Origin of the sequence: Bacteroides caecigallinarum, from assembly GCF_016902295.1 — a bacterium.
Lineage (GTDB): Bacteria > Bacteroidota > Bacteroidia > Bacteroidales > Bacteroidaceae > Phocaeicola > Phocaeicola caecigallinarum_A.
Genome location: NZ_JACJLQ010000037.1, coordinates 1 through 22,753 on the forward strand (window position 1 = coordinate 1; position 22,753 = coordinate 22,753).

17 protein-coding genes are annotated in these 22,753 nt (G+C 40.1%); 4 read left to right on the top strand and 13 right to left on the bottom strand.

Annotation, left to right across the window (positions count from 1 at the left end; translation table 11 throughout):
• Positions 1 to 74: 74 nt before the first annotated feature.
• The 9 genes from H6A27_RS11570 to H6A27_RS11610 form a co-directional block, all read right to left on the bottom strand.
• Positions 75 to 911: a TdeIII family type II restriction endonuclease gene (locus H6A27_RS11570; protein WP_204508783.1), complete on the bottom strand. Its 837-nt coding sequence runs from the start codon at positions 909 to 911 to the stop codon at positions 75 to 77.
• Positions 912 to 913: 2 nt separating this feature from the next.
• Complete coding sequence (locus H6A27_RS11575) at positions 914 to 1,675, bottom strand: PmeII family type II restriction endonuclease (protein ID WP_204508784.1); 762 nt, start codon at positions 1,673 to 1,675, stop codon at positions 914 to 916.
• Positions 1,676 to 1,875: 200 nt separating this feature from the next.
• Positions 1,876 to 2,349, bottom strand: a complete 474-nt coding sequence (gene folK, locus H6A27_RS11580; RefSeq protein ID WP_204508785.1) for a 2-amino-4-hydroxy-6-hydroxymethyldihydropteridine diphosphokinase — start codon at positions 2,347 to 2,349, stop codon at positions 1,876 to 1,878.
• A 2-nt stretch (positions 2,350 to 2,351) separates the two neighbouring features.
• Entirely contained in the window at positions 2,352 to 3,407 is a 1,056-nt protein-coding gene (gene queA / locus H6A27_RS11585) for a tRNA preQ1(34) S-adenosylmethionine ribosyltransferase-isomerase QueA (RefSeq protein WP_204404863.1), read from the bottom strand.
• 19 nt (positions 3,408 to 3,426) lie between these two features.
• Entirely contained in the window at positions 3,427 to 4,131 is a 705-nt protein-coding gene (truB, locus tag H6A27_RS11590; protein WP_204508797.1) for a tRNA pseudouridine(55) synthase TruB, read from the bottom strand.
• Positions 4,132 to 4,144: 13 nt separating this feature from the next.
• Positions 4,145 to 4,948 carry an undecaprenyl-diphosphate phosphatase gene (locus H6A27_RS11595; RefSeq protein ID WP_154045005.1) on the bottom strand — a complete coding sequence of 268 codons (804 nt, stop codon included), beginning with the start codon at positions 4,946 to 4,948 and terminating at the stop codon, positions 4,145 to 4,147.
• Positions 4,949 to 4,960: 12 nt separating this feature from the next.
• Positions 4,961 to 5,206: a DUF3098 domain-containing protein gene (locus H6A27_RS11600; RefSeq protein WP_204508786.1), complete on the bottom strand. Its 246-nt coding sequence runs from the start codon at positions 5,204 to 5,206 to the stop codon at positions 4,961 to 4,963.
• Positions 5,207 to 5,228: 22 nt separating this feature from the next.
• Positions 5,229 to 6,089, bottom strand: a complete 861-nt coding sequence (locus tag H6A27_RS11605; RefSeq protein WP_204508787.1) for a cell division protein FtsX — start codon at positions 6,087 to 6,089, stop codon at positions 5,229 to 5,231.
• Positions 6,086 to 6,988 carry a class I SAM-dependent methyltransferase gene (locus H6A27_RS11610; protein WP_204404866.1) on the bottom strand — a complete coding sequence of 301 codons (903 nt, stop codon included), beginning with the start codon at positions 6,986 to 6,988 and terminating at the stop codon, positions 6,086 to 6,088. The genes H6A27_RS11605 and H6A27_RS11610 overlap by 4 nt, the downstream gene beginning before the upstream one ends.
• 130 nt (positions 6,989 to 7,118) lie before the next feature.
• On the opposite strand from H6A27_RS11610, the gene H6A27_RS11615 reads away from it, so the two are divergent.
• Positions 7,119 to 7,310, top strand: a complete 192-nt coding sequence (locus H6A27_RS11615) for a PspC domain-containing protein (protein WP_204404867.1) — start codon at positions 7,119 to 7,121, stop codon at positions 7,308 to 7,310.
• A 113-nt stretch (positions 7,311 to 7,423) separates the two neighbouring features.
• Complete coding sequence (locus H6A27_RS11620) at positions 7,424 to 8,551, top strand: AAA family ATPase (RefSeq protein WP_204404868.1); 1,128 nt, start codon at positions 7,424 to 7,426, stop codon at positions 8,549 to 8,551.
• 315 nt (positions 8,552 to 8,866) lie between these two features.
• Here H6A27_RS11620 and H6A27_RS11625 read toward each other — a convergent pair whose 3' ends face one another.
• From H6A27_RS11625 to H6A27_RS11635, 3 genes are read right to left on the bottom strand one after another with little or no spacing between them, the layout of a single operon-like run.
• Positions 8,867 to 11,086 carry a beta-glucosidase gene (locus H6A27_RS11625; RefSeq protein ID WP_204508788.1) on the bottom strand — a complete coding sequence of 740 codons (2,220 nt, stop codon included), beginning with the start codon at positions 11,084 to 11,086 and terminating at the stop codon, positions 8,867 to 8,869.
• A gap of 12 nt (positions 11,087 to 11,098) precedes the next feature.
• Positions 11,099 to 13,600, bottom strand: coding sequence for a glycoside hydrolase family 2 TIM barrel-domain containing protein (locus tag H6A27_RS11630; protein ID WP_204508789.1), 2,502 nt, complete (start codon positions 13,598 to 13,600; stop codon positions 11,099 to 11,101).
• 3 nt (positions 13,601 to 13,603) lie between these two features.
• Positions 13,604 to 16,486 (bottom strand): TIM-barrel domain-containing protein, encoded by a 2,883-nt coding sequence (locus H6A27_RS11635; protein ID WP_204508790.1) that lies wholly within the window; start codon positions 16,484 to 16,486, stop codon positions 13,604 to 13,606.
• Between the two features lie 574 nt (positions 16,487 to 17,060).
• Here H6A27_RS11635 and H6A27_RS11640 point away from each other — a divergent pair.
• Positions 17,061 to 19,412 (top strand): glycoside hydrolase family 3 N-terminal domain-containing protein, encoded by a 2,352-nt coding sequence (locus tag H6A27_RS11640; protein WP_204508791.1) that lies wholly within the window; start codon positions 17,061 to 17,063, stop codon positions 19,410 to 19,412.
• A 35-nt stretch (positions 19,413 to 19,447) separates the two neighbouring features.
• Here H6A27_RS11640 and miaB read toward each other — a convergent pair whose 3' ends face one another.
• Complete coding sequence (gene miaB, locus H6A27_RS11645) at positions 19,448 to 20,821, bottom strand: tRNA (N6-isopentenyl adenosine(37)-C2)-methylthiotransferase MiaB (protein ID WP_204403851.1); 1,374 nt, start codon at positions 20,819 to 20,821, stop codon at positions 19,448 to 19,450.
• A 390-nt stretch (positions 20,822 to 21,211) separates the two neighbouring features.
• On the opposite strand from miaB, the gene H6A27_RS11650 reads away from it, so the two are divergent.
• Entirely contained in the window at positions 21,212 to 22,711 is a 1,500-nt protein-coding gene (locus tag H6A27_RS11650; protein ID WP_204508792.1) for a butyryl-CoA:acetate CoA transferase, read from the top strand.
• Positions 22,712 to 22,753: the final 42 nt, after the last annotated feature.

Sequence of the window (22,753 nt, forward strand, 5' to 3'; positions counted from 1 at the left end):
AATTATAGGGAAGATTAGCGCACTTACAATCCTACAATACATCAACTATAAAAACAACAAACCCATTGGCAAAGTTAAATATGCGCTAATTTAATTCCGCCAACGGGTTCTTTATATATTCTTTCTTTATAATGTTTGCCCAATTTGTTGACTTCGTTAATAAAGAATTGGTATGTACCTTCTCCGCCTATAAAATCCCAAGTCTCTTCTCCAATGAGAACACATGGATCATGCTTCATGTCAAACCAACGTGCTGGAAAGCTCCAAGAGTAGTTTTCTTTTATTCTATATGGGTTATATGGGAGAGCAAAATATGCTCCTTCGACAGGATGACCTTGCATTGCAAGCAATTTGAACATTTTCTCTTTACTAACTTTGGTTTGGTCGCTATTAGGAAGAGGTCCTTTTAATTCAAAAGCATAAGTCTTGCCTGTTATGTTGTTAGTAGCAAGGATGTCACAAATAACAGTTACAGGGATAGGCTCGCCGCCTCCTGCAAGAATATATTTCAACTCTTCATTCCAATTAGGTAATGATTCGTGTACTTCTAGTTTATTTAGGACTTCTTGAATTCTTCGCAAACTTTCTTTACCAACAAGACCTTCTACTTTCACCTCTTGTCCACATTGTCCGTGGTGAATCTTACCGACTTCAACAGCCAATGATTGCCAGGCTTTTCCAAAAGGAGTGGTAAAACGTCTCTCAAAATGAGAGCCTTTCCAAATTTCGTTAGGTACAAGTGCAGCATATAACGGCTTGTCCTTACAAAACTCCTCTGCAATAAAAGGATGATTGAATAAAACATTATTCATTACTCCGTCCATCAACTTTCTGATTACGGAAAGAATAGCTTCTGAAACACTATTATAATCTATCTTTTTACTATTATCGTCAAAGAAGAAAAAAAACATGCTTATTCCTTTTTAGATACTTTTGGTGTCTTAATAGCTGCATTTAAGCGAACTATCTTTTCCCATTCAATGTCGCCATTAGCATTGCAGTAATCTTTAATAAATTCCTGGGTAAACTTATTGATCATACGACCATACTCTATGTAGTACCCTTCATTTTTTTCCTTAGCTTTGAAACCAAGTGGTTCTATAATGTCCACAAATAAAGTTGGTTCGCCTGATATTAGAGTCCAAAATTTTTCACCACAGTACTTTTCGTGGTCGCTATCGTTATAGCTTTTGTTGTCATTGCCATAGCAGCAACCTTCAATGCACATTGTAGGCACGGCTTTTCGGCTTGTATTGAAAACTCGTCTAGCTGTGCGGAACTGTTCTTTTTGTTTTTTCATTGAAGTGGAATTGCTCCATGCCGGACCTGATTTTACAGATACAAAATAGTGAACTCCTTCTTTGTCAAATTCAAGGTCAATACCTTCTGCTGATGACTTATAGCCTCCATATACTTTCTCAGCTACGAACATTGCAATACCTTCCATCCAGTTCCCAAAAATACTTTCTTCTGCCGATGACATTGTTGCGGAGGCAAGGCTTTCTACCATGCTTCCAGCAGTAACTATGTTTTTGGCTTTAAACATATATGGATTCTTACGAGAAAGGAGTTCCTTAAGATTAACCGATTGCAATTTTGCTATTCGATTGGCATGAAACTCGCTTATATGTTGCTCCACATATTGGGTTATACTATTGATTAATTCTGTATTCATGATTTTGGTTGGTTTGTTAAAGTCTCCATTGCATATTACGCTATTTGGTGTGTATGTTATTTATTGATTCATTTTAGGAATTCAAGCATTTCTTTAGTCTTATTTGGGTATAATGCTATATGATATTTTAGTGCAAAAAAAACAATTTTTTTTGAGTATGAAATATGAAACTATAAAAAATATCGTTTTTACAGTGAATCTTATTTTTTTGAACCTATTTTGTAGAATACTTCTTTCAATCCCTTCTTCAAGACAGGATGTACAGCATCACTTGCTATTTCCACTAATGGTTTCATCACGAAATCCCTTTCCGTTATGAGCGGGTGGGGGATAGTAAGTTCCTCTGTCTCCATAATCATATCGTCGTAAAGGAGAATGTCGATGTCAATAGGGCGGTCGGAATATACCTTGTTTACGGATTTCTGTGTTCTGCCCATTTCTATTTCTATATCTTTTATTATATGTAGGAGATTTAAAGGCTCGAGTGATGTCTCCACACAAATGGCTGCATTCAGAAATTGGTTTTCAGATTCGAATCCCCACGGTTCTGTCACATAAAAAGAAGATAGGGAAGTAACCTTCCCTATCTTTTCTTCTATATATTTTACTGCCGTTAGCAGATTGTTTCTTTTATCGCCAAGGTTTGTCCCAAGGCCCAAGAATACTTTTGCCATGATTATTTGTCTAATATTAGCATAGCGTCTCCGTAAGTACCGAAACGGTAATCTTCTTTCAACGCAACGTTATAGGCATCCATTATCAGTTCGTATCCTCCGTATGAGCATACAAGCATAAGCATTGTTGACATAGGCATGTTAAAATTGCTCACCATAGAGTTTGCTACGCTGAAATCGTATGGAGGGAATATGAACTTGTTGGTCCATCCTTCGTATTCCTTAAGGTGTCCGTCAGTGCTGACAGCTGTTTCGATGGCTCTCATGACTGTTGTACCTACGGCGCAGATTTTATGACCGTTGTCTTTAGCGTTGTTTACTATACGGCACGCTTCGGCATTGACAAACATCTGTTCAGAGTCCACTTTATGCTTTGTAAGGTCCTCTACATCTATTTCGCGGAAGTTACCAAGTCCGGCATGCATAGTGATGAATGCAAAGTCAATGCCTTTGATTTCCATACGCTTCATAAGTTCGCGGCTGAAGTGTAATCCTGAAGCAGGAACTGTGACGGCACCTTCATTTTTGGCAAAAATGTTCTGGAAACGCTCTTCATCAATTTTTTCGGCACGGCGATGAATGAATGGTGGCAATGGTGGTTCGCCAAGCGCATAAAGTGCTTTTTTGAATTCATCGTGCGGACCATCATAGAGGAAACGCAGTGTACGTCCTCTTGAAGTTGTATTGTCTATTACTTCGGCAACCATTGAATCGTCCTCACCGAAATACAATTTGTTGCCGATACGGATTTTGCGTGCAGGGTCAACAAGAACATCCCAAAGGCGGAACTCTTCATTAAGCTCTCTAAGCAGGAATACTTCTATTTTAGCGCCTGTTTTTTCTTTGTTTCCGTACAAACGTGCAGGGAATACTTTTGTGTCGTTAAAGATAAACACATCCTTGTCGTCGAAATAATTCAGGATGTCCTTGAACATCTTGTGCTCTATTTCGCCTGTCGATTTATGAACCACCATAAGGCGTGACTCGTCTCTGTATTCTGTAGGATACAGGGCAATTTTTTCATCAGGCAATTTGAATTTGAATTGTGACAGTTTCATCTTTTGTTCCTTTCTTTCCTTAATCGTTTGTAACTTTAATATCTTGCTTGTCGAGCCATTGCTCGAAGTCTTCAGGTTTCATACAGTCTTCAAGTCTCACATCACCTACGCGTGTACGTATCAGTCCCGTGAGATGAGCTCCACTGTTCAGGGCTTGACCGATGTCTCTTGCCAAGGCTCTTATGTAAGTTCCTTTGCTGCATACCACTCTGATTTTTATTTCAGGAAGACTGCATTCCAGCAACTCTATATCATCTATAACAAGAGTCTTGGCTTTTAGTTCAACATCATCGCCTTTTCTTGCCAGATCGTAGGCCCTTTTACCGTCCACCTTGCATGCCGAGAATACAGGCGGCACCTGTTCTATGGTTCCAATGAATTTTTTCAGTACTTCTTCCACCATCTCACGAGTAATGTGTTCGGTAGGATATGTCGCGTCGATTTCCTTTTCAAGGTCGAACGATGGAGTGGTTGCCCCTAACTGCAGGGTCGCGATGTATTCCTTTGTGTGGTACTGAAACTCCTCTATCCTCTTTGTAGCCTTTCCGGTACAGATAATCATTACTCCTGTCGCAAGCGGATCAAGTGTTCCGGCATGTCCCACTTTTATTTTCTTCACCCCCAGTTTACGGCTTATGTGATATCTAAGCTTGTTTACTACAGCAAATGATGTCCACTTCAGCGGTTTGTCTATGTATAGAATTTCTCCTTCCTTAAAATCCAGCATACAGACCGTTTTAGTTCAATAATGATACAGCTATAGTTATGGCTCCGGCTATGGCACAATAAATACCAAAGTAAACCAGTTTTCCTTTCTTGACAATGTTAATCATCCATTTGCAGGCGATACATCCGGAAATGAAGGCTGCAAGGAAACCTGCAATAAGTGCGCCTATAGACATTTCTGCGTTGGCTGCTGACGCATCTTTCACTATTTCCATTCCGCTCAATAATGCTTCACCCAGTATCGGAGGAATAACCATAAGGAATGAGAATTGCGCAAGTGTCTCTTTCTTGTTGCCTAATAACAATCCTGTGGCTATGGTAGAGCCTGAACGTGACAATCCCGGCATTACTGCACAAGCCTGTGCCAAACCGATAATGAACGCGTCTTTCATGCTGATTTTCTCTTTGGTGCGAGGCTTGGCATAATAAGAGAATACCAACAGAGATGCAGTGACCAACAGCATTATTCCTACAATCAGAAGTCCTGAACTGAATATGTCTTCTACATAGTCTTTGAAGAACACTCCTACAATACCCACAGGAATCATGGAAACTATGATGTTCAATACATATTTTGTCTCTTCGTTCATCTGGAATTTGAACAGACCACGGAAAATCCAGTCTATCTCTTTCCACAATATTACCAGAGTACTAAGTACGGTCGCCACATGCACCACAATGGTGAATGTCAAGTTTTCTTCACCTTCTATTCCAAAAAGTGCAGAGCCGATGGCAAGATGCCCACTACTGCTCACAGGCAGGTATTCTGTGAGTCCTTGAAGGATTCCCAGAATAATAGCTTCAATCCAAGTCATGTTTTGTTATTCTTAATTTTCGATATTTTCTGAAATTGATTTTGGTTTACGCAGTATGCCGTATATCATGGATATAAATCCGATGAAACATACCAAAGGTGCCACCTTTATGCGGCGTGCGCTGAATATGTCCGGTTCGAAAGTTGTTTCTGTAGAACCGGGTCCGGTCATCAGCAGGAAGCCGATGATGATAATAGCCATCCCTATCCCCAGGAGGATGAAGTTGGTTTTGTCGAATGCAAATTTATTTCTGTCCATATTTTTGATAATGTTATTGTTTTCAATAAAGTTCACTGATTTTCATGCGCAGATATTTATTGATAGATATGTAAGCGCATAATGTAGTTATTATAATTCCGAACACCATAACTGCAACGGCAACTATAAGCACACTTTCCGGTGAAATAATGACAAGAAGCTCTGGCTCGTTTTTCACGGCCATGTATGCCAAGGCTGTAAGAATAGCATTTGCGGCGGCTCCTGACAGTATTCCTATCCATAAGTTTCTGCTGATGAACGGTCGGCGTATAAATCCCCAGCTGGCTCCGACCAATTTCATAGTATGTATCAGGAACCTTTTGGAATATATAGTCAGCCTTATGGTATTGTTTATAAGCGAGAATGAAATCAGCGACAGTAATACAGCCAGTCCGAGAAGGAATACGCTTATCTTCTTTAGGTTTTTGTTTACAGAGTCAAGCAGATTCTGCGGATAGCTGACTTCTATAATGTTTTTGTTCTCTAACAATTCCTTTTCTATCCATTTTATGCTGTCAGGATCAGTATATCCTGCATTAAGTCTGATTTCCATTGACGCGTTGAACGGATTATGTCCTAAAAACTCGCTTGGGTCTGTACCCATAGCTTCAATCTGTTCCTCAAGAGCCTGTTCCTTTGATATATAGACTATTTTCTTAACATAATCTTTTTTGTTGAGGCTTTCCTGAAGTTTTATGATTGAAGTTTCCTTTATATTGTCGTCAAGTATAGCGCTGAATGCTATATTCTCTCTGATATAGACAGAAAGATTGTTTGCGGTCAGTACAAAGAATACCACAAGTCCAAGCAGAAACAATACCATTGTTGTACTTATGCCAGCAGTGATCAACTGCATGTCGAATATAGACTTACGTTTTTTCATAACTGTTTCTTTCTGAATATATAAATCATTGAGCTGCTCTTGTCCTTATGGTTGAAAGATGCAAACCAGGCTTTTGTTCCGGTAAATAGTCCACGAACAAAAGTGTGGGACTTTTTCATATACTTTTCGCTGAGCATTGAAACGTAAAAGGCATCGAAAGGCATAGGATACCTTTCAGTCATTACAAAACGATGTTTTGATGCAATGTTGTTTATTGTTGTCGGTGTGAAATGCCAAAGGTGACGTGGAACGTCGTAAGCAGCCCATACATTCTTATATTTCCCGGCATCGTATGAAGATGCATTCGGCACTGCCACTATCAGTGTACCGCTATCCTTGAGAATCTTGCTTAGTGTGTCCCATGTACGGTTCAGTTGTTCCAAGTGCTCCATTACATGCCATAATGTAATCACGTCGAATGATTTTTCTTTTAGAGTGAACAGTGTCTCAGGGGTATTGACGTTTATTCCGAAATGTTCTTTAGCAAACTCTCTTGCCTGAGGACTTTTTTCAATCGCAGAGACCTGCCATCCTTCTTTTTTCATCTTATCGGCAAAATATCCTGTACCTGTGCCTATGTCAAGAATACGTCCACAGGTAAGATTGCTGCTTTGGCTCACAAGTCTGGCTTTTTCGGAAAGCATGTGCTTCCTTACCTTATGATATACAGAATTCATAAGTCCTTTGTGAGTATCGCTGTGCGAAATATAATCCGGTGATTCGTAATATCTGCCTATTTCAGACTCTACAGGCGCATTCTGAGTAAACATAAAGCTACACTTCATGCACCGGTACAAATCGAAAGATTCGCCCGTGGCATAATGGTCTGTACATGTCATTGCCTTCTCAAACTGGCTTTGTCCGCATATTGGACACTTGTCTATATATAGTTTACTCACTTTTATCCCTAATTTGCTGCAAAATAACAAAATAAATAGGTATATACGGTATTTATTTAAAAGTTTTTAAGAGTATGTGCGTATATTCATTGTTTTTATATATCTTCGTATAAAAAATAAATCAGTGATTATGGAAAATAAGAAACTTACACGTTCTAATGAAAGAATGATAGCCGGAGTATGTGCCGGTCTTGCAGAATATTTCGGTTTGGATACAACTGTAGTAAGGGTGTGCTATGCCTTGCTTACTGTGTTTACTGCATTTTCCGGAGTGATAATATATCTTATCCTTATGATTGTGATGCCTGAGAGAAGGTGGTAAATAGGCAATGTTGAGTGAATAAAGCTATTGGTTCACAAGTTAGTGGTCCACAAACTTGTGAACCAATTTGAAATCGTATATATTTGTATTCGTATATACAAAAACAATAAACAATGGAAAAAGCTTTCGTTTATGGTGTTTCTGTTGAGAATGAGAATTTTACTGACAGAATAAAAGAAACCAAAAGATTGAAACTTAATTTCACTAATGGTCTGAATACTATTTTGATTTCTCCAAGGCGAATGGGGAAAACCTCCTTAGTGAAGAAAGTTATTGATACATTGGATAACCCTGAAATAAAGGTAGTATATATGGATGCTTATGATTGTAGAAGTGAATACGATTTCTATAATAAATTTGCAGCTTCTGTCATTAAGCAGACGTCTTCAAAGGTGGATCAGTGGTTGGAGAATGCCAAAGAGTTTCTTGTTCGTGTTTCTCCAAAAATATCGTTCAGTCCTGACCCTACAATGGATTATTCTGTTTCATTTGGAATTACTCCTGAAACTCATAGTCCTGAAGAAATCCTGTCCTTACCTGAGCTTATTGGTGCAAAAAAGAATATGCATATAGTTGTGTGCATAGATGAATTTCAGCAGATAGGTGAATTTCCTGATTCATTAGATGTTCAGAAACGTTTACGCTCTGTATGGCAACATCAGAAATATACTTCATATTGTCTTTTTGGTAGCAAGAAACATTTAATGACTAAACTGTTTCAAAATAAACGTATGCCATTTTATCAATTTGGTGAGATGATGTATTTGGATAAGATTTCAACGGAAGATTGGGTATCATATATACAGTCAAGGTTTAAAAGTCGGAATAAAGAAATATCTGAAGACTGGTGTTTGGAGATATGCAAAATGACAGATAATTACTCATCTTATGTACAGCAATTAGCATGGAATGTTTTGGCTGAAACTGATAAATATGTCGGTGAGGAAGAGTTTAAAGCAGCCAAAGAAGCCATGCTTGCTCAGTGTGATGCTCTTTTTGTTCAGCAAATTCAGGGCCTGACATCCTATCAGATGAATCTTTTGCGTGCTATTTGCAATGGTGTGAATAATGAATTTATGTCCAAGAAGGTGATGGATACATATAATTTAGGAACAAAGTCTAATTTTGCCCGTATCAAGAATGCACTTATAGAAAAAGAGTTGATAGAAGAGCGTAAGGATGGGTTATATTTGTCGGATCCTATTTTTAAGATATGGTTCAATAGTAATTACAATGATTAAACTATTATATGTGTCAAATTTGTAACCCAGAAAAAAATAAGCAGGGGTATGTCAATATTTATACGTACAACCGTCCGAGATAGTGTCTTATAGTCTGCCTGTACTACATCTAGTTTAGCCATAAAATTTTAGATATGGGAAAAATAGAATACTACAGGTCGATTTTTCTGTATTTCCTGACTTTGTCACTTTCTTGTAAATTTTCTGGAAATCAGTCCTACAGATACCTGTAGGACTGATTTTAAAAGTGGTTTGTATGTGTTAAACGCTATCGCTGAGGTTGTACACTTATCAATTAATAGTTGGTTTATATTGTTATTTATATTCGAACTCTAATGTGCCTCGTACATCATTAGAAGCCGCAGCAATATAGGCTTTGAATTTTCCGGGTTCTACTGTCCATTTTTGAGCTCTGTCATCAAAGAACTTCAAGTCATTAGCGTCAATGGTGAACTTGACTTCTTTTTCTTCGTTTGGAGCAAGTTCAACCTTGCAGAAACCTTTCAGCTCTTTTTCAGGGCGTAGAAGACTGCATTTTTCGTCTCCTATATATAGCTGCACGGTTTCTTTACCTTTAACTTTACCAGTATTCTTTACTTTGACAGATATTGTCAGTTCTCCGTTTTCAGATATTGATTTTCCTGAAATAGAAGGTTTTGAATAGGCGTAAGTGGTATAGCTGATACCGTGGCCGAATGAGTACAGAGGCTTTATGTTTTTAGTGTCGTACCAACGGTAGCCTACGAGGATGTCTTCCTTATATTCCTGTTTGATACTATCGCCTGGGTAACTCATTTCGCCATAATAGTGTGCCGGACAGTCTTCCAGTTTCACAGGATAAGAGAAAGGAAGTTTTCCACTTGGATTAACTTTTCCTGTAAGGACATCGGCCAATGCTGATCCGCCTATAGAACCAAGATACCATGATTGTACTATTGAAGGTACTTCTTTTTCCCATGGCATTTCTACTGCGTTACCGCTTGTTATCACTACCACGATATTCTTGTTTACCTTCATTATTTCTTCGATTAATTCATCTTGTCCGAATGGGAGACCGAATGTCTTTCTGTCTCCACCTTCACAATCCTGGAAATGATTCTTGTTTAGACCTCCGATGAAAATCACCAGATCTGCTTTACCTGCTTTTTGTACGGCATCATTACGCAGTGAATCCATAGTAGCCTGTGGAATGACTTCTTCATTTCCGTACATAGGTCTTCCTGCCATGTATCCTTGAGCAAACTCTATTTTTGTTCCGAACTCTTTTTTAAGTGCGTCAAGTGGAGTCACTACAAGTTTTGGTTTCAGCTCTGATGAACCTCCTCCTGCCATAAGATTTCTTACGGCATTGTCTCCAACTACAAGAACCTTATTATATTTGTTCATATCTATCGGAAGAAGTGCAGGAGCTTTCTTTGATGATTTGTTCTTGAGAAGTACTATTCCTTCGGTAGCAATGTTGTATGCAGTCTTGTAATGTTCCTCACTTGTAATTGAACCGAAAGGTTTTTCTCTGTTCATTGCTGTACGGAAAATAAGTCTTAATACACGAGCAGCTTTCTCATTTACCACTTCCATTGGAATTTTTCCGTCCTTTACCATCTGCAGGTAATTTTTCCCCAGATAGTAATCGTCATAACCGAATTCAGATTCTGAAGTAAGTCCGTTGGTATATGATCCCATTTCTATATCAAGTCCGTACATTGCAGCTTCGTATGTGTCGTGTGCAGCACCCCAGTCGGTAATTACACATCCGTCGAAATTCCATTCACCTTTCAGAATGTCGTTGTTGAGCAGTTTGTGATGTGTCGCATGAGTTCCTCTTACTTTGTTGTATGCTCCCATTATGCTCCATACTCCACCTCTCTCAACAGCAGCCTGAAAAGCCGGAAGATATATTTCGCGCAAAGCTCTGTCGCTCAACTGTACGTCGATATGTCCGCGCCATAGCTCCTGATTATTCAGAGCATAGTGTTTTACGCAAGCTGCCACACCGTTCTTTTGAACTCCCTGGATATATGGAACACATAGTTCGGCTGCTAGATAAGGATCTTCACCCAGATATTCGAAGTTACGTCCGTTCAATGGGGTGCGGTAGATATTTACTCCCGGACCGAGCAGTACATCTTTTTCACGATATCTTGCTTCTTCACCAATAGCTTTACCATAATCGGCTGCAAGATTTGTGTTCCAGCTGGCAGCGAGACATGTCAGTGCCGGAAAGGCTGTACAGCTGTCGCTTGTCCATCCTGCATAACCCCAGTCATTCCAGTTTATCTCTGCACGGACACCGTGAGGACCGTCGCTCATCCAAAGTTCCGGAATACCTAAACGAGGACAACCCGGAGAACTGAATTTTCCTTGTGCATAGCTTAAACGTGTTTTTTCCTCGAGAGTCATACGCTTTAATGCGTCCTCTATTCTCAATTCTATAGGCTGTTTGTCATCTAAATATACAGGAACTTTGTTGTTCTGCGCATTTGCTGTAATAAATGACAATGCCAATAACCCTGTTGTTAAAAATGTATTTCTCATGGTTATGTCTTTTTATTTTGATGTAATTTCTATTGTTGAACTTTCCAAACCGTTGGAGTTTGCTGTAAGTGTAGCTGTGCCTATTTCTCCATTATTTTGTAATACTACCAGACATTTTCCGTTGAATGCCTTGCGCTTATTATCCTTGAAACGTTCCATTGATGTCTGACAACCATTGTCAACACCGGCAATGAAAGCATTACCTTTAATTTCAAAATTAATAAGATTTTCAGAAAGAGGACACAAATTATTGTCTTTATCCAGCACTTCTACAGTGACAAAGCTCAAATCCTTTCCGTCCGCTGTTATGATATTTCTGTCAGGAGTAAGTCTTATCTTATGTGGAGTTCCGGCTGTATGTATTTCTTTTTCAGCAATAATGTTGCTACCTTTTCTTGCAACTACCTTAACAGTACCTGGTATGAACTTAACCCTCCATACCACGTGCAGGTTGTCCTCGTCTTTACTGCGTATTCCTTGCGACTCGCCATTTATGAAAAGTTCAACCTCATCGGCATTGTTGTAGTAGCACCACATGTCTATTTCCTGTCCTTCAGTCCAGTTCCAGTGAGGGAACAGGTGCAGAACTTGTTTGTTTGTCCATTCTGCCTTATACAGATAATAAACGTCTTTAGGGAAACCTGCCAGATCGACGATTCCAAAGTAGGAACTTCTTGCAGGCCATCCGTATGGAGTCGGTTCGCCTATATAGTCAAATCCTGTCCAGATGTACTGTCCGCTGATAAAATCATTGTTTCTTACCAGTTTTATGTTTTCCTCATGAGTGTTACCCCAAGGAACATGGCAGTTTTCATATGAAGAACATGAGAAACTTTCATCATAGAAAGGTTTGTCCCAGCGTTCAGGCCATATGAACATCTCATTACTAGGCATACGGTAGTATCCTCTTGTCATCAGAGCCGAATTACTTTCAGTAATAATGAAAGGTTTGTCTGGAAAGTTCTTTGGAACATCAGGGATGTTGGCATTGTGATAGTTGTATCCTATTATGTCAAGGGCCCCTGATTTAAACAGGTGGTTTCCAGGATTAGGCTCATTACATCCTGCAGTAATCGGACGTGTTGGGTCAAGTTCCCTAACAAAATCAGCCAGCTTTTTTGTCAAAAGTGAGTTTACACTCATTTCTCCGTCTTTAGCCAGCATGTCTGCAGAGTGTCCGAAGTTAAGTATAAGGTTGGCTTCTTCCAATGATTGTGTATCGGCTTTTGCATCGCTCCACTGCTCCAGCACTTCGTTGCCTATACTCCATACGAATATTGAAGGATGGTTGCGGTCGCGTAATATAAAATCGCGAAGATCCTTTTCATGCCATTCGTTGAAGTATCTGGCATAGTCGTGCGAAGTCTTTTTCTTGCGCCACATGTCGAATGCCTCGTCCATTACAATAAATCCCATCTTGTCGCATAAGTCAAGCAATTCAGGTGCAGGCGGATTGTGTGAACAGCGGATACCGTTGCATCCCATCTCTTTCAGTATCTCCAACTGTCTTTCTATTGCTCTGGTGTTTACGGCAGCTCCCAGACATCCAAGGTCATGGTGCATACATACACCATTAATTTTAGTCTGTTTACCGTTCAGGATAAATCCTTTTTCGGCATCAAATCTGAAATCACGTATTCCCGTGGTTGTGGTGTATCTGTCAATACATTTATCGTCTTTGATAATCTCTGTGACGAGGGAGTACAAATACGGATTTTCTGTATCCCATAATATAGGTGATGAGATAGTCAGAGTGTGGCTTATATCGGATTTCTGTCCTGCAACAACAGAAACAGATGATTCCGTCTCGGCAACAACAGAGCCATCCATATCGTTCAGTATAGATTTCAGGGTTACTGTTTCATTGTTTTTCCCTGAGTTTTGTACTGTGGTCACAATGTTTAATGTCGCATTGTTGTTACTGATTTCAGAAGTTGTGACATAAGTTCCCCATTCGTCAACATGTACAGGGTTTGTTTTGGTCAACCATACATTTCTGTATATGCCACATCCTGAATACCATCTGGAATTCGGTTGTTCCGAGTTATCTACACGGACTGCTATCACATTCTTTTCATTCCATTTCAGATATGGAGTTATGTCGTAACCGAATGAGATATAGCCGTATGGACGTTTACCCAATGATTGGCCGTTTATGAACACTTCACTGTTCATATATATACCGTCAAAATCTATTCTTATTATCTTGTCGGAATCTTCATTTCCCGGAACAAATGTTTTTCTGTACCATCCTGTTCCTCCCGGTAAAGCGCCACCGCCTGTTCCTGATGGGTTGTCCTTGCTGAAATCACCTTCTATGGCCCAGTCGTGAGGAAGATTTAATACTCTCCAATCCTTATCATCGAAATCTGTTTCTGATGCTTTAGGATTGTCACTAAGGGAGAATGACCAGTTGTCATTGAAGCATATCTTTTCCCTTGGGGATACAGATACAGAGCTGCATGCCCCCAGGAGCATGCAGCAAAATATACCTATGTATGTAAATAATTTCATTGATTACAATTTGACTGTTTGTGATTTACCGTCATACTTAACGATTATACCTTTTGATTTCTTGTCGAAAGCATCAGGGTTTTCCTTGCTCACTTTTACGATTTCGAATGTACGTTCTTTCAACATTCCGTCGTATTCACCTTTTCTGTCTGATATTACAAGTTCTTTGGTGCCTTCATTGTAATTTATCTCAATCATACTGTATTTACCCTGTTCGTAGTTGTAGTTTATACCTTCGTCTTCGTACAAAGTAAATGAAGCGTCGTCACCCTGATAAACATAAAGTCTGATATGTTCAGGCTGCTTTTCTGATGTATATTGGATATCAGGACCGAAAGGAATGATTGAACCGGCACGTACGAACAAAGGCATACGTTCGTATGGCGCATCAACAAGTTTCTTTTCTCCACCCTGCTGGAATTCTCCTGTATAGAAGTCATACCATCCTGCAGATTCAGGGAAATATACCTCACGCTGGCGTTCTCCATATTTATATACCGGTGATACCATGATTGACGGACCGAACATGTATTGGTCACCAATATTATTAACGTTTGTATCAGCAGTGAAGTCCATTACAAGAGGACGCATGATAGTGTAATCGTTGAACCAAGTCATACCTGCCAGTGAGTAGATGTATGGCATAAGGCTATATCTCAGTTTAGAATAGTAGACCACAGACTTATATGCAGGGTGTCCTTCTGGTGCTATTTCCCAGATTTCACGGAATGGATATTGTCCGTGTGCGCGGTATAGCGGACAGAATGCTCCGAACTGATACCATCTTGCATTCAGCTCTCTCCATTCCTTATAGTCGGCATTTTCTGTCTTGTTCTTGTTCCATTGCTGCTGTCCTGCCACATATCTGTTTTCTACGCAGAAACCGCCGATATCCATTGTCCAGTATGGAATTCCGCTTATTGCAAAGTTAAGTCCTGCCATAATCTGCGCTTTCATGTCTTCCCATCTTGTACCTATATCACCGCTCCATGTTGCAGTAGAGTATCTTTGCAGTCCGGCAAATCCTGAACGTGTAAGCAGGAATACGCGCTTGTTGTTGTCTACGCTTCTCTGACCGTTATAAATAGCTTCAGCGTTCATCAGTGCGTATGCATTGAAATATTCTGCAGAAGGTCCAAGTGCAGTAGGTCCGCACAAGTCTTTTCTGTATTGCAAGTCTGTACAGTCTCTCACATTAGGTTCGCTGGCATCCATCCACCATGCATCTATACCCAATGGATAATAGTGTTCGTACATCTGGTTCCAGAACAGCTTGCGTGCATCAGCATCGTATGCATCATAGAATCCGTAAGTATAACCTGGGCCAACCCAGTCTCTCAAGCTGTCTTTTACAGATTGTTGATAAATCCAGCCATTCTTGTCGAATTCTTTATAATGTTCAGTTGTAGTATAGAATTTGGGCCATACTGAGATCATCATATGTGCATTCATCGCATGTATAGAGTCAACCATAGCCTTAGGATTAGGGAAACGGTTTTTGTCGAATTCATGGCTTCCCCATGCATCTTCCGGCCAGTGGTTCCAGTCAAGCACGATATTGTCAATAGGAATATTTCTGTCTCTGAAACCTTTCAGTGCTCCGAGCATTTCATCAGCAGTGTTATATTTTTCCCTGCTTTGCCAGAAACCCATAGCCCATTTAGGCATGATAGGTGACTTGCCTGTAAGAGTTCTGTATCCGCTGATTACGTCGTCCATGTCATCGCCTGCTATGAAATAGTAATCAAGCTGTTTTGTCATTTCGCTCCACCATGACTGTTTTCCCTGTTCTTCAGGAGCTATAGGGCTCATTACACGTAATCCTGAATAAGATACGGCTCCGTCAGGTTTCCATTCTATTTTAAGTGGAACTTTCTTTCCTTTTTCCAGGTTAACGGAGAATTTGTAGCTGTTAGGATTCCATGCAGTACGCCATCTTTCTGGTACTACCAGTTTGTTGTCGATATATACTTTTGTATATCCTGCGTAATAAAGTATAAATTTGAATTCACCTGTTTCAGAAGGTTCAATCATACCTTCGTATGTTACGTTGGCTCCCATGAACGGGAAGTTTTCAGGAAGATTTACTACTTTGGATAAATCTTCTCTTTTCAGGTGTTCGAAGTATAGCTGAGGCTCACGTCTGACTATAGTCTCTGATGATGCATTCTTTTCTGGAACGTATGTACCTGTAATAGCACCTTCTACACCCTCTTTGTCGTATAATTTGAATACTTCGCCCAGTTGTGAATAGTCATTAGGATTTCCGAAACGGCAGAGTGAATAGCTGTCCAGCAGAACACCATAGTTTTTATTTGATACGATGAAAGGTATTGAAACTTTAGTATTGTATTGGAACAGTTCCTCGTTTTTACCTTTGTAGTTAAATTCTTCGGATTGATGTTGTCCGAGTCCGTAGAAAGCTTCATTTTCCGGTGACTCGAAAACTTGTCTTATTGAATATCCTTTTGTCCCTTCAATTTCTATAGGAGTAAAAGTTTTTCCTCCACCTTTGTTTTCCTGTAGAATAACTTTTCCGTTTTTGTCAGTAAACCATAACTCACCTGTAGAGGCAAGAACATATGCGTTTATATCATTTGTAGATATAGAAACTGTGTCGCCATTATTTGTTACATCGAATGATATCTTTTCCTTTTGTGGAATAACAATAAGGCTTTTGTCATCAGAGAATCTCTTTTCAGGTGTTGCCGATACATGGATAAGTTTATCACCCATTACCTGAAGACGGATGAGTTTTGCATTGTCGTTGCCTGGATTCTGTACTTTTACGACTACACCATTATCGGTAACCTCGTAAATATTGTCGGAGCATGACCCAAGCAAAAGACCTGCAAAAAGACAATAATACATGCTTTTCATATTCATAATCTTAATTTGTTGATATTTGAAATTAATTTTGTGGTCAATTATTAATCGGTCTTGGATTTATTGAAATACTATATTGCAAAATTAATAATTAAATAAGTGATTTAAAATATTATTATATTCAACATAAAATATTAATATTGTATCTGTATCATGATATTTTAGAATGTAAATCATGAAACATATAAAAAAGTGTCCCCAAATAGGCTATAAAATGCGGGCAAGTTTCACTTTAAACTTGCCCGCATTTTACCTCGAATTTGCCCATGTTTTTTCTGAGGATTGAGAAAGGCAAGTCTGTCAAGTGATACAGTGCAGATTTGACAACATACGTTGACTTTTCATTTTTGACAGAAAAAAGCAGATTCAAGTGGCATAAAACAATTTAAAAAAGAGAAAAATTTTTTATGAGGGCTCTATTTTGATTTTAAGAGGACTTTTATAAGGATTTTTTTCATTATAAATACACCTCGAATTTATTTACTATAGTTTATTATGTAAAAAAACAGTTTTAAATAATGTTCAACTTTTAAAATTTGTCCACTTTTAGATGTGGACACAAATATTAATAACTATGAATCAACTAAAGAACCTTTTTATTGCGTCAGCATTATGTGTAGGTGTGAGCTCGTGTGGCGTATCGGAGAAAAGAGTTCCAGCTGCCATTCCATCGGATCCAGAGATTGAGGCCAACATAAAGGAATGGCTTGGAAAGATGACCTTAGAGGAAAAGATAGGTCAGATGTGTGAAATAACAATAGATGTGGTAAGCGATTTTGAGGAAAGCAAGAAGCATGGCTTTGTGCTTAATCCTGCTATGCTTGACACGGTAATAGGGAAATATAAGGTAGGCTCATTGCTTAATGTACCTTTGAGTATAGCACAGACCAAGGAGAAATGGGCTGAGGCAATAAAGCAGATCCAGGACATCTCCATGAAGGAAATAGGAATCCCCTGTATATATGGTGTTGACCAGATACATGGAACGACCTATACCCTTGGCGGTACAATGTTTCCACAAGGTATAAACATGGCTTCTTCGTTTAACCGTGATCTTGTCCGTAAGGGAGCAGAAATCTCTGCTTACGAGACCAAGGCCGGATGTATTCCATGGACATATGCACCTGTTGTTGATCTGGGACGTGACCCACGCTGGTCGCGTATGTGGGAGAACTATGGTGAGGACTGCTATGTAAATGCCGAGATGGGTAAGGCGGCTGTTGTCGGTTTTCAGGGAGAAGATCCCAACCACATCGGTGAGTATAATGTAGCTGCTTGTATGAAACACTATATGGGATATGGTGTTCCTGTATCCGGCAAGGACCGTACACCATCGTCAATATCACGCAGCGACATGCGCGAGAAACATTTCGCTCCATTCCTTGCTGCTGTTCGTAACGGAGCATTGAGCGTGATGGTCAATTCCGGAGTTGACAACGGTATGCCTTTCCATGCCAACCGTGAGTTCCTGACCGAATGGCTGAAAGAAGACTTGAATTGGGACGGTATGATTGTTACCGACTGGGCAGATATCAACAATCTCTGTACGCGTGACCATATTGCGGCTACCAAGAAGGAAGCAATAAAGATAGCAATCAACGCAGGTATAGACATGTCTATGGTTCCATACGAGGTAAGTTTCTGTACTTATCTGAAAGAACTTGTAGAAGAGGGTGAGGTTCCAATGAGTAGAATAGACGATGCTGTATCACGTGTTCTACGCCTTAAATACCGTTTGGGACTGTTTGAGAATCCATATTGGGATATCAATAAGTATGACAAGTTCGGTTCTGCAGAGTTCGCTGCAGTCGCTCTTCAGGCAGCCGAAGAGTCAGAAGTGCTTCTAAAGAACGATAACAATATACTTCCAATAAAGAAAGGTAAGAAAATTCTTCTGACAGGTCCTAATGCCAATTCCATGCGATGTCTCAATGGCGGATGGTCATACAGCTGGCAGGGGCACCGTGCCGATGAATGTGCCCAGGCATATAATACCATATACGAGGCATTTTGCAACAAGTATGGCAAGGAGAATATCATTTATGAACCTGGTGTTACATATGCCCCATATAAGAATGACAACTGGTGGGAGGAGAATGCTCCTGAGATAGGCAAGGCAGTATCGGCTGCTTCACGTGCCGATGTAATAGTGGCATGTATAGGTGAGAATTCCTATTGTGAGACTCCTGGAAATCTTACCGATCTTACCCTTTCGGAAAATCAGCGTAATCTTGTAAAAGCACTTGCAAAGACAGGTAAACCTATTGTATTGGTATTGAATCAGGGACGTCCGCGTATCATAAACGATATAGAACCGTTGGCACAGGGAGTTATAAACGTGATGCTTCCAAGTAACTATGGTGGCGACGCTTTGGCAAATCTGATGTCGGGTGATGCCAACTTCAGTGCCAAAATGCCGTTTACATATCCTAAATATATCAATGCATTGGCAACATACGATTACAAGCCTTGTGAGAATTTGGGTCAGATGGGTGGTAACTATAACTATGATTCAGTTATGGATGTTCAGTGGCCGTTCGGTTTCGGATTGAGCTATACTACCTATAGCTATGAAAATCTTCGTGCAGACAAGACTACGTTTACAGCCGGTGATGAAATAACAGTATCTGTAGATGTAACAAATACCGGAAGTGTTGCAGGTAAGGAACCGGTTCTTCTTTTCTCAAAGGATATGGTTGCCAGCAGTACTCCTGACAACATCCGTCTGCGTAACTTTGAGAAGGTTTCATTACAGCCTGGTGAGACGAAGACCGTAATCATGAAGATAAAGGGCAGTGACCTAGCCTTTGTTGGTTATGACGGCAAGTGGCGTTTGGAGAAAGGTGACTTCAAGCTTAAATGTGGCGATAAGTGGATTGATATTGATTGCACAGAAACAAAGATTTGGGATACTCCTAATATATAAATAACAAAAGACTCCAGCATTGCTGGAGTCTTTTGTTATTCAGTAACCTCAACACCTTTAAGCGTTGCCGAGCTTGATTCTGTAATCTTTACTTTTACGAAATCACCTATACGGTGTGAACCTCTGTCGAACACCACAACCTTGTTCTGCTCTGTACGTCCAAAAAGCTGGTCTTTCGAACGTTTTGAAACACCTTCCGCAAGAACTTCGAATGTTTTACCTACATCCTTTGCATTGCTCTCTGCAGAAAGCTGGTTCTGCAACTCAATCATTTCGTTCAGGCGTCTTATCTTGGTCTCTTCAGGAACATTGTCAGGAAGGTTCTTCGATGCGTATGTACCAGGTCTTTCAGAATACTTGAACATGAAGGCCGAGTCGTATTCACATTCTCGCATCAGAGACAACGACATCTGATGGTCTTCTTCTGTTTCGCTGTGGAAGCCTGAGAATATATCAGTACTAAGTCCGCAGTCAGGGATTATGCGGCGTATGGCCTCTACTCTTTCGAGATACCATTCGCGTGTATATTTTCTGTTCATCAGTTTCAGTATGCGTGAGCTTCCGCTCTGTACAGGCAGGTGGATATGCTTGCAAACGTTTGGCACTTCAGCAATGACATGTAGAGTCTCGTCGCTCATATCCTTTGGATGTGATGTAGTGAAACGTACTCTCATTCCCGGTACTGTTTCTGCTACCAGACGGAGGAGCATAGGGAATGTCACGACTTCACCGTCTTTTTCGAAGCGGTATGAATTGACGTTCTGCCCCAGGAGAGTTACTTCTTTGTAGCCTTTCTTTTCCAGGTCGCGTACCTCGTTCAGTATGCTTTCTACGTCACGGCTTCTTTCGCGTCCTCTTGTATAAGGCACAATACAGTAATGGCAGAAATTGTTGCATCCGCGCATTATTGATACAAATCCTGAGATGTGGTTGCCGCAGATACGCGAAGGAATGACATCGCGGTAGGTTTCTGTAGTTGACAGTTCCACGTTGATAGCTTTTTCTCCTGCTTCTACCGATGCTATCAGCTCCGGAAGTGTGAGATAAGCGTCAGGTCCTGCCACGAGATCAACGTGGTGGTTTTCTATAAGATCGTTTTTTACACGTTCTGCCATGCATCCGAGAACTCCTACAATCAGATGTTTTCTTTTCTTCTTCAGAGAATGGAAAAACTCAAGGCGGTTAAGGATTTTCTGTTCCGCATTGTCTCTGATTGAACAAGTGTTCATAAATACAGCGTCAGCCTCTTCAAGGGTTTCGCATGGAGAATAGCCTGCCATTTGCATGATAGATGCTATCACTTCGCTGTCTGCCACATTCATTTGGCATCCGTAAGTTTCGATGAACAGTTTCTTGCTGTCCTGTTCAGTTGCAGATTTTAAGTCTGCTCCTGTTGCTTCTTTAGTCATATTATATTAATTTACTGATTAAAACTTCTGCAAAGATAGTGCAAACCGAGCGAAACACAAAGTGGAAACAAGGTTTTCGACTTTTGATCCCGGAGTATAGTCTATCTTGTTAAAAGACACAGGTTTATATGTAACATCACGAATGTCCTGTTTTCTTGAATTAAATGACCTGATGTTTTGATTCGAATGACAAACCGTTTTTTTACCTTTCTGATGTTCTTCATTTCCTGAATTGAGGTTTCCTTTAGTCATATTGTATAAAAAACATGTTTTTCATCATAAATATGTCACAAAAAGTATTGGATTTGATGTTTTTTTTCTAATTTTGAACGACTTCAGAAAAAATATATGGGTTTCTAATACAAACAATACTTTTAAAAACACAATATTATGAGCTATAGATTTATGACAGCGGCAGAAGCTGCAAGTTTTATAAAAGATGGTGATGTCATCGGATTGAGTGGTTTTACTCCTGCCGGAACTCCTAAGGCTGTTACTGCTGAATTGGCAAAAATAGCAGAAGAAAAGCATTCCAGAGGTGAACAGTTTAAGGTTAGTGTTCTTACGGGAGCATCTACGGGTGATTCGTGTGATGGCGTTTTAGTACGTGCCAATGCTCTTGATTTCAGGGCACCATATACCACAAATACAGATTTCCGTAAGGCTTGCAATAGCGGACAGGTTAAGTATTCAGATATACACTTGTCTCAGATGGCCCAGCGGATACGTTCAGGTTTTATGGGTAAGGTGAATGTCGCTATAATGGAGGCTTGCGAACTTACTGCCGACGGGCGTATATACCTCACTGCCGGTGTAGGTATTTCTCCTACTGTTGCACGTCTGGCTGATATAGTAATTGTGGAACTGAATGCTGCGCATAACAAGAACAGCCTGATGGGTATGCACGATATATATGAACTTGAACGTCCGCCATATCGCCGCCCAATAATGATAGAGCATGCAAACGACCGTATTGGTTCGCATTATATAAAGGTTGATCCTGCAAAGATTGTTGCTGTTGTCGAGGTGAATATTCCTGATGAGGCCCGTGGTTTCCACGATCCTGATCCTATTACTGATAAAATTGGTCAGAACGTAGCCGACTTCCTTGTTAACGATTTGCGTAGGGGTATTATCCCTTCTACTTTCCTGCCACTTCAGTCGGGAGTTGGTAATATTGCGAATGCTGTATTGAGCGCTCTTGGAAAGAATCCTGATGTCCCTGCGTTCGAAATGTACACAGAAGTCATTCAGAATTCTGTTATCGACCTTATAAAGGCTGGTAGAATAAAATTCGGTAGTACATGTTCGTTGAGTGTGACAAACGACTGTCTGCAGGATATCTATGATAATATTGATTTCTTCCGCGACAAGCTTGTATTGCGTCCTTCGGAAATTTCCAACTGTCCGGAAGTTGTACGCCGATTGGGAGTTATATCCATGAACACTGCCATCGAAGCCGATATATACGGAAACGTAAACTCTACACATATCTGTGGTACTAAGATGATGAACGGAATCGGTGGCTCCGGCGACTTTACAAGAAGTGCATATATTTCAATTTTCTCTTGTCCTTCTACCGCTAAAGGTGGTTGTATCAGTTCTATTGTTCCTATGGTTTCACATCAGGATCACAGCGAACATTCAGTAAACGTTATTATTACAGAACAGGGTATAGCCGATTTGCGTGGTAAGAGTCCTATGGAACGTGCCAAGACTGTTATCGAGAATTGTGCTCATCCTGACTACAAGCAGTTATTGTGGGATTATCTTAAGATTGCAAACAAGGGACAGACCAACCACAGCCTTTCTGCAGCGCTGGGAATGCATGAAGTATTCCTTGATAAGGGAGATATGCGTCTGACTGACTGGGGAGAATTTAAGAATTAATTAAATAATCATTGAAGAGGATATATGGAATAATTGTGTTCA

Coding starts and splice junctions, on each gene's coding strand:
- H6A27_RS11635 (WP_204508790.1), bottom strand. CDS start 16,486: ATGAATATGAAAAGCATGTATTATTGTCTTTTTGCAGGTCTTTTGCTT.
- H6A27_RS11605 (WP_204508787.1), bottom strand. CDS start 6,089: ATGAAAAAACGTAAGTCTATATTCGACATGCAGTTGATCACTGCTGGC.
- H6A27_RS11575 (WP_204508784.1), bottom strand. CDS start 1,675: ATGAATACAGAATTAATCAATAGTATAACCCAATATGTGGAGCAACAT.
- H6A27_RS11630 (WP_204508789.1), bottom strand. CDS start 13,600: ATGAAATTATTTACATACATAGGTATATTTTGCTGCATGCTCCTGGGG.
- H6A27_RS11625 (WP_204508788.1), bottom strand. CDS start 11,086: ATGAGAAATACATTTTTAACAACAGGGTTATTGGCATTGTCATTTATT.
- H6A27_RS11600 (WP_204508786.1), bottom strand. CDS start 5,206: ATGGACAGAAATAAATTTGCATTCGACAAAACCAACTTCATCCTCCTG.
- H6A27_RS11595 (WP_154045005.1), bottom strand. CDS start 4,948: ATGACTTGGATTGAAGCTATTATTCTGGGAATCCTTCAAGGACTCACA.
- H6A27_RS11640 (WP_204508791.1), top strand. CDS start 17,061: ATGAATCAACTAAAGAACCTTTTTATTGCGTCAGCATTATGTGTAGGT.
- H6A27_RS11570 (WP_204508783.1), bottom strand. CDS start 911: ATGTTTTTTTTCTTCTTTGACGATAATAGTAAAAAGATAGATTATAAT.
- folK (WP_204508785.1), bottom strand. CDS start 2,349: ATGGCAAAAGTATTCTTGGGCCTTGGGACAAACCTTGGCGATAAAAGA.
- H6A27_RS11615 (WP_204404867.1), top strand. CDS start 7,119: ATGGAAAATAAGAAACTTACACGTTCTAATGAAAGAATGATAGCCGGA.
- queA (WP_204404863.1), bottom strand. CDS start 3,407: ATGAAACTGTCACAATTCAAATTCAAATTGCCTGATGAAAAAATTGCC.
- miaB (WP_204403851.1), bottom strand. CDS start 20,821: ATGACTAAAGAAGCAACAGGAGCAGACTTAAAATCTGCAACTGAACAG.
- H6A27_RS11650 (WP_204508792.1), top strand. CDS start 21,212: ATGAGCTATAGATTTATGACAGCGGCAGAAGCTGCAAGTTTTATAAAA.
- H6A27_RS11620 (WP_204404868.1), top strand. CDS start 7,424: ATGGAAAAAGCTTTCGTTTATGGTGTTTCTGTTGAGAATGAGAATTTT.